The following is a 6,275-nucleotide window of genomic DNA, read 5'->3' on the forward strand; positions in this document are numbered from 1 at the left end:
AGTTCTTCAACGTCCAGAAGGGCTTCGGCTTCATCCAGCAGGATGGCGGCGGTGAAGATGTCTTCGTCCACATAAGCGCGGTCGAACGCGCCGGTCTCGAAGGCCTCGCCGAAGGGCAGGAACTCCAGTACAACCTCGTGGATCGCGGCGGCAAGGTGTCGGCGCAGGACCTGCAGGTCGTGGGTGACGTGATCGCCGTGGCGGCCAAGCCTGCAGCTCCGGCTCGCGAGCTGACCGGTGAACGCGCCAAGGGCACGGTCAAGTTCTTCAACGCGATGAAGGGCTTCGGCTTCCTCGTGCGCGATGATGGCCAGCCGGACGCTTTCGTGCACATCAGCGCGGTCGAACGTTCGGGCCTGACGGCCTTGAACGAAGGCGAACGCTATGAATTCGATCTCGAGGTCGATCGACGCGGAAAGTATTCTGCCGTCAATCTGGCACCGATCGAAGGCTGACCCGGCCGCAACCCGCTCCTCGCGGTTTGACTGGGGGGAAGCGGAAGATTAAACGGTAAAGCGGATGGCGGCTCTGGTTCAGGGCCGCCATTTGCGTTTCAGACCCCGCGTTTTTTCAATTTCAGGATGCGTAGCCCATGTCGATTACACCGCTCATGCCCGTCTATCCGCGTTGCGGTGTCCGGCCGGTGCGCGGCGAGCACTGCCATCTGATCGGCGAGGACGGCACCCGCTACCTCGATTTCGCGAGCGGCATCGCGGTCAACCTGCTCGGCCACTCGCATGATGGCCTGATCGGCGCAATCCAGCAGCAAGCCGCGACGCTGATGCATGTCTCGAACCTCTACGGCAGCCCGCAGGGCGAGAAATTGGCGCAGTGGCTGGTCGACAAGACCTTCGGCGACACGGTGTTCTTCACCAATTCGGGCGCCGAGGCGGTCGAGGCGGCGATCAAGACCGCGCGGGCCTATCACCAGAACGCAGGCGATGCGGGGGACAAGAACCGCTTCGAGCTGATCACCTTCCACAACGCTTTCCACGGCCGCACGATGGCGACCATCTCGGCGTCGAATCAGGAGAAGATGCACCACGGCTTCTCGCCGCTGCTCGCCGGGTTCAAATATGCGCCCTTCGACGATTTCGAGGCGGCCAAGGCGCTGATCGGGCCCAACACCGCGGGCTTCCTGGTCGAGCCGATCCAGGGCGAGGGCGGGATCCGCCCCGCGTCGGTCGAGTTCATGCACGGCCTGCGCAAGCTCGCCGACGAGCTCGATCTGATGCTGGTGCTCGATGAAGTGCAGTGCGGCGTCGCGCGCACGGGCAAGCTCTATGCCTACGAGCATTACGGGATCGAGCCCGACATCCTCGCCACCGCCAAGGGCATCGGCGGCGGCTTCCCGCTCGGCGCCTGCATCGCCACCGAAAAGGCCGCGCGCGGGATGACCTTCGGCACCCACGGATCGACCTATGGCGGCAACCCGCTCGCCATGGCGGCAGGGACGGCGGTGATGGAAGCTGTGGCGAACGACGATTTCCTCGCCGAGGTCGCCGAAAAGGGCGAGCGCCTGCGCGCGCGGCTCGAACAGTTCATCGGCAATTACCCCGAGCTGTTCGAACTGGTGCGCGGCAAGGGGCTGATGCTCGGGCTCAAGATGAAGATGGAGAGCCGCCCGTTCTACGTGCACCTGCGTGATCATCACCAGCTGCTGACCGTGGCTGCGGGCGACAACACCATCCGCATCATCCCGCCGCTGGTGATCGGCGATGCCGAGATCGACGAGTTCTTCGACAAGCTGTCAGCGGGCGCGGCGAGCTTCAAGGTGCCTGAACCGGCATGACGGGGGGTGGGGGCACCTATCGCCACTTCCTCGACCTCGGCGATGCCGGGGGCGATGCGATCGCCGCGATGATCAACGACGCGCTGGACCGCAAGGCGGCGCGCGCTGGCCTGTCCAAGGGCGCGCCCGACGCCGACGCGCCGCTCACGGGCCGCGTGCTGGCGCTGGTGTTCGAGAAGAATTCGACCCGCACCCGCGTCAGCTTCGACATCGCGATGCGCCAGCTGGGCGGCACGGTGCTGCTGCTCGATTCGGCCTCGAGCCAGTTGGGGCGGGGCGAAACCATCGCCGACACCGCCCGCGTGCTGAGCCGGATGGTCGACGGCATCATGCTGCGCACAGACGATCACGCCAAGATCGAGGAAATGGCAGCCCATGCCACGGTGCCGGTGATCAACGGCCTCACCGACATGTCGCACCCGTGCCAGATTGTCGCCGACCTGCTCACCGTGATCGAGCACGGCAAGGCGCTCCCCGGTCTGGAGGTCGCGTGGTTCGGGGACGGCAACAACGTGCTGCACTCGATCCTCGAGGCGGCCGGCCTGATGAAGTTCAATGTCCGCGTGGCGACCCCTGCGGGCTACGAACCCGATCCGGCCTTCGTCGCACTGGCGCGCGCGGGCGGGGCCACGGTCACGCTGACGCAGGACGCCGCCGCTGCGGCGCGCGGGGCGGACGTGATCGTCACCGACACCTGGGTCTCAATGGGTCAGGCTCATGCCGAGGAAAAGCTCGCGGCGATGGCGCCCTATCAGGTCAATGCCGCGTTGATGGCCGAGGCCAAGCCCGATGCGGTGTTCCTCCACTGCTTGCCCGCACACGTGGGCGAGGAAGTCAGCCTGGAGGTGTTCGAAGGCCCGCAATCGGTGGTTTTCGACGAGGCCGAAAACCGCATCCATGCTCAAAAATCGGTGCTGCTGTGGGCCTTCGGGATGCTCGGCGATTGACGGGGGGTTTCGCGCAGCGGGATGCGTCCCCATATGGCGGCGCATGACTGACACGGCCGCCACCACCGAGACCTTTTCCGACACGCTGATGGGCTTCACCCTGCCGGGGCGCAATGCGCGCGGGCGGGTGGTGCGCATGGAGGGAGTCCTCGAAGAGGTGCTCTCCGCCCACGATTACCCGGCCCCGATCACCCACTTGCTGGGCGAGGCGCTGGTGCTGGGCGCGCTGATGGGCGGGCTGCTCAAGGGCGAGAACGCGCAGATGACCCTGCAGGCGCAGACCCAGGGCGGAATCGTCAAGCTGCTGGCGTGCGACTATCGCGCCGGCGCGGTGCGCGGCTATGCCGATTTCGACGGCGAGCGGCTGGCGACCCTGGGCGCCAATCCCAGCCTCGCGGCTCTGTTCGGCGAGGGCTATCTGGCGATCACCTTCGAGACCGAGGGCCGCCAGCGCTATCAGGGCATCGTCCCGCTCGAAGGCGACAGTCTGGCCGAGGCGTGCGAGAGCTATTTCAGCCAGTCCGAACAGATCCCGACGCTGATCCGCGTCGCCAGCCGCGCCGGCACAGGCGGGCGCATGGCGGCCGGGCTGCTGGTGCAGCACCTCCCCGACGGCGAGGAAGGGCGCGAGCGGCTCCACGTGCGGCTTGATCACCCCGACTGGGAGCATGTCGCGGTGCTGGCGGGGACGATCAGCCATGACGAGCTGCTCGATGCAGGCCTGTCGCTGGAGGGAATTGCGTGGCGATTGTTCCACGAGGAACCCGAAGTGCGCGTCCAGCCGGGCGATTCCCTGTCGCGCGGGTGCCGCTGCTCCTCGGCACATTACGAGGCGATCATCGCCCGCTTCCCGGTGGACGAGCAGGAGGAGATGCGCGGCCCCGATGGGATCATCGCGGTCGACTGCGCCTTCTGCTCCAAGACGTTTGCGCTGGCGATCTGACACTTGGTCGAAAACTTCGCGATATGCGCAGAAATGCGTCCAGTTTTTGCAAGGCGTGGCTGCGCAAAGCTGGCATGAGGGACCGTATGACTAACCGGATTGACAGCAGAATGCGACAGGGAGCGCTGGCGCTCGCCGGGGTCGGCGTGGTGCTTGGCCTCGCTGTGCCGGTACTGGCACAGGGCAACGGGCTCGCCATGCTCGGCACCCTCGCAAAGGGCGAATGGACCATCCGCCAGCGCGGCGGCGCAGCCGAACGCAAGGTCTGCGTGAAGTCGGGCGCCGAGCTCATCCAGCTCATGCACCGCGAAAGCGGGTGCAGCCAGTTCGTGGTCGAGGACGGAGCGGCGCGGGTGACGGTGCAGTATACCTGCCCCGGCAACGGCTATGGCCGCACCAGCATCCGCCGCGAGACGCCCGCGCTGGTGCAGCTCGAAAGCCAGGGAATTCAGGGCGGGATGCCGTTCGAACTGACGGGCGAGGCGCGCCGCACCGGCACGTGCTGAGCGCGCCCCGATTGCCTTTGCGCGAGCCCATGATAGGGCCGCGGGCATGACTGATCCGGCACAAACCCAGCCGCTCGCCGTGGTGCTGCTCTCGGGCGGGCTCGACTCGATGGTGACCGCCGCGCTCGCGCAGGAGGCGGGCTTTGCGGTCCATGCGCTCAGCGTCGACTATGGACAGCGGCATAAGCTTGAGCTGCAATCGGCCGCGCGCATCGCGGCAAAGCTGGGGCTGGCCCGCCACACACCGATCGCGCTCGATCTGCGCGCGTTTGGCGGATCGGCTCTGACCGACAGTATCGACGTGCCGAAGGGCGGGGTCGGCGACGATATTCCGGTAACCTATGTGCCCGCGCGCAATCTCGTGTTCCTTGCGCTGACGACGGCCTGCGCCGAGGCGGCGGGCGCGCGCGACGTGTTCATCGGGGTCAACGCGCTCGACTATTCGGGTTATCCCGATTGCCGCCCCGAATTCATCTCCAGTTTTGCCGAAACCGCGCGGCTCGGCACCAAGGCCGGGGTCGAGGGCGCGCCCTTCACGATCCACGCGCCGCTCCAGCACATGACCAAGGCCGACATCGCCCGCGAGTGCGCGCGCCTCGGGCTCGACCCGGCGTGGAGCTGGTCGTGCTACGATCCCACGTCCGATGGGCTCGCCTGCGGGCTGTGCGATTCGTGCCGTTTGCGGAAAAAGGGTTTTGCCGAGGCGGGTATTGTCGATAGCACCCGCTATAACGCCTGACCGGCCGCACGCCGGTGTCGAGCAAGTGTACGGGATAGGGGATGAGTTTTGAGTGAGGACACCACGGTGGCGCCCGGCAATAGCGAGGCGCCCGCGTCGGCCTACAGCTGGTATGTGCTGGGCGTGCTGGTTGTGGTCTACATCCTCAACTTCATCGACCGGCAGATCCTCTCGATCCTCGCGGTCGACATCAAGCGCGATCTGGCGCTGACCGACGGGCAGCTGGGCTTTCTGGGGGGCGCGGCCTTCGCGGTGTTCTATGCGCTGTTCGGGGTGCCGCTCGGCCGGCTGGCGGATCGCTGGCACCGCGTGCGGCTGCTCACCATTGGCCTGCTGCTGTGGTCGACGATGACCGCGCTGTCGGGCTTTGCGAGGAATTTCCTCACCCTGTCGCTTGCGCGGATGGGCGTGGGCGTGGGTGAGGCGACTGCGAGCCCGACCGCCTATTCGCTGATCTCTGACTATTTCCCCTCGCGCCAGCGCGCGACCGCGCTCGCGATCTATTCCTCGGGATTGTATCTCGGGGGCGGGGTGTCGCTGCTGATCGGGGCGAAGATCTCGCAGGTGTGGGATGCGGCCTATCCGGGCGGCGGGGTCGCCGGGCTGGTCGGCTGGCAGGCGGCGTTTCTCGCCGTGGGCGTGCCGGGGGTGCTGCTGGCGATCTGGGTCGCCTCGCTGCGCGAGCCCGCGCGTCAGCCCGACGCGGCGAGCGGCACGCGCCACCCGCTGGTCGATTTCTTCGTCGATCTGTCGATGCTGCTTCCGCCTTTCACGGTCCTCCACGCACTGCGGCGCGGGCCGATGGCGGCGCTGGTCAATGTGGCGATGGCTGGGGCGATGATTGGCTTCGCGCTGGTGATGATCAAGCTGACCAAGAACGTTCCGCAGTGGTCGGCGATTGCCTTCGGCTATTACGCGGTGTTCTCATGGGCCTCGACCCTGCGGCGCCACGATCCGGCGACCTTCCGGCTGATCTGGGGGACTCCCGCCTTCATCTGCACCGCGCTGGGCTACGGGCTGGTGTCGCTCGGCGCCTACGCGCTTGCGTTCTGGTCGGCGCCCTATGCCGAGACGGTGCTGAAGCTGCCCAAGGCCGAGCTCGCCTTCGTGCTCGGGGGGAGCGGGGCGCTTTCGGGCTTCCTTGGCGTGATCCTCGGCGGGCGCCTGTCCGATTGGCTGCGGGGGCGCAACCCTTCGGGGCGGATCCTGGTGGTGATGTTCGGGATCCTCGCGCCAGTGGTGCCGATCTGGATCGGCTTCACCACCGAGAATGCTGTCCTGTTCTACGCGATGAACTTTCTTGCCGGGATGTTCGCGGCGACGGCACTGGGGGCGGCGGCGGCAACCA

7 protein-coding genes are annotated in these 6,275 nt (G+C 66.8%); all 7 read left to right on the top strand.

Translation table 11 applies throughout. The annotated features are described in order from the left end of the window. A partial coding sequence (locus NBV68_RS16745; protein WP_296311993.1) for a cold-shock protein occupies positions 1–455 on the top strand: 455 nt, incomplete at its 5' end. Between the two features lie 137 nt (positions 456–592). Next, on the top strand, positions 593–1,792 hold the full coding sequence (locus NBV68_RS16750) for an aspartate aminotransferase family protein (protein ID WP_296311995.1): 1,200 nt from the start codon (positions 593–595) through the stop codon (positions 1,790–1,792). Then, complete coding sequence (gene argF / locus NBV68_RS16755; protein WP_296311996.1) at positions 1,789–2,739, top strand: ornithine carbamoyltransferase; 951 nt, start codon at positions 1,789–1,791, stop codon at positions 2,737–2,739. The genes NBV68_RS16750 and argF overlap by 4 nt, the downstream gene beginning before the upstream one ends. A gap of 43 nt (positions 2,740–2,782) precedes the next feature. Continuing rightward, on the top strand, positions 2,783–3,682 hold the full coding sequence (locus tag NBV68_RS16760) for an Hsp33 family molecular chaperone HslO (protein WP_296311999.1): 900 nt from the start codon (positions 2,783–2,785) through the stop codon (positions 3,680–3,682). A gap of 110 nt (positions 3,683–3,792) precedes the next feature. Further along, entirely contained in the window at positions 3,793–4,188 is a 396-nt protein-coding gene (locus NBV68_RS16765; protein ID WP_296312001.1) for a hypothetical protein, read from the top strand. A 46-nt stretch (positions 4,189–4,234) separates the two neighbouring features. After that, entirely contained in the window at positions 4,235–4,927 is a 693-nt protein-coding gene (queC, locus tag NBV68_RS16770) for a 7-cyano-7-deazaguanine synthase QueC (RefSeq protein ID WP_296312003.1), read from the top strand. Positions 4,928–4,975: 48 nt separating this feature from the next. Then, a partial coding sequence (locus tag NBV68_RS16775; RefSeq protein WP_296312005.1) for an MFS transporter occupies positions 4,976–6,275 on the top strand: 1,300 nt, incomplete at its 3' end.

This window comes from Erythrobacter sp., assembly GCF_023653175.1.
Classification (GTDB): Bacteria; Pseudomonadota; Alphaproteobacteria; order Sphingomonadales; family Sphingomonadaceae; genus Erythrobacter.

Excerpts from the sequence above, each read along its gene's own strand:
- NBV68_RS16750 (WP_296311995.1), top strand. The coding sequence starts at position 593 with ATGTCGATTACACCGCTCATGCCCGTCTATCCGCGTTGCGGTGTCCGG.
- argF (WP_296311996.1), top strand. The coding sequence starts at position 1,789 with ATGACGGGGGGTGGGGGCACCTATCGCCACTTCCTCGACCTCGGCGAT.
- NBV68_RS16760 (WP_296311999.1), top strand. The coding sequence starts at position 2,783 with ATGACTGACACGGCCGCCACCACCGAGACCTTTTCCGACACGCTGATG.
- NBV68_RS16765 (WP_296312001.1), top strand. The coding sequence starts at position 3,793 with ATGCGACAGGGAGCGCTGGCGCTCGCCGGGGTCGGCGTGGTGCTTGGC.
- queC (WP_296312003.1), top strand. The coding sequence starts at position 4,235 with ATGACTGATCCGGCACAAACCCAGCCGCTCGCCGTGGTGCTGCTCTCG.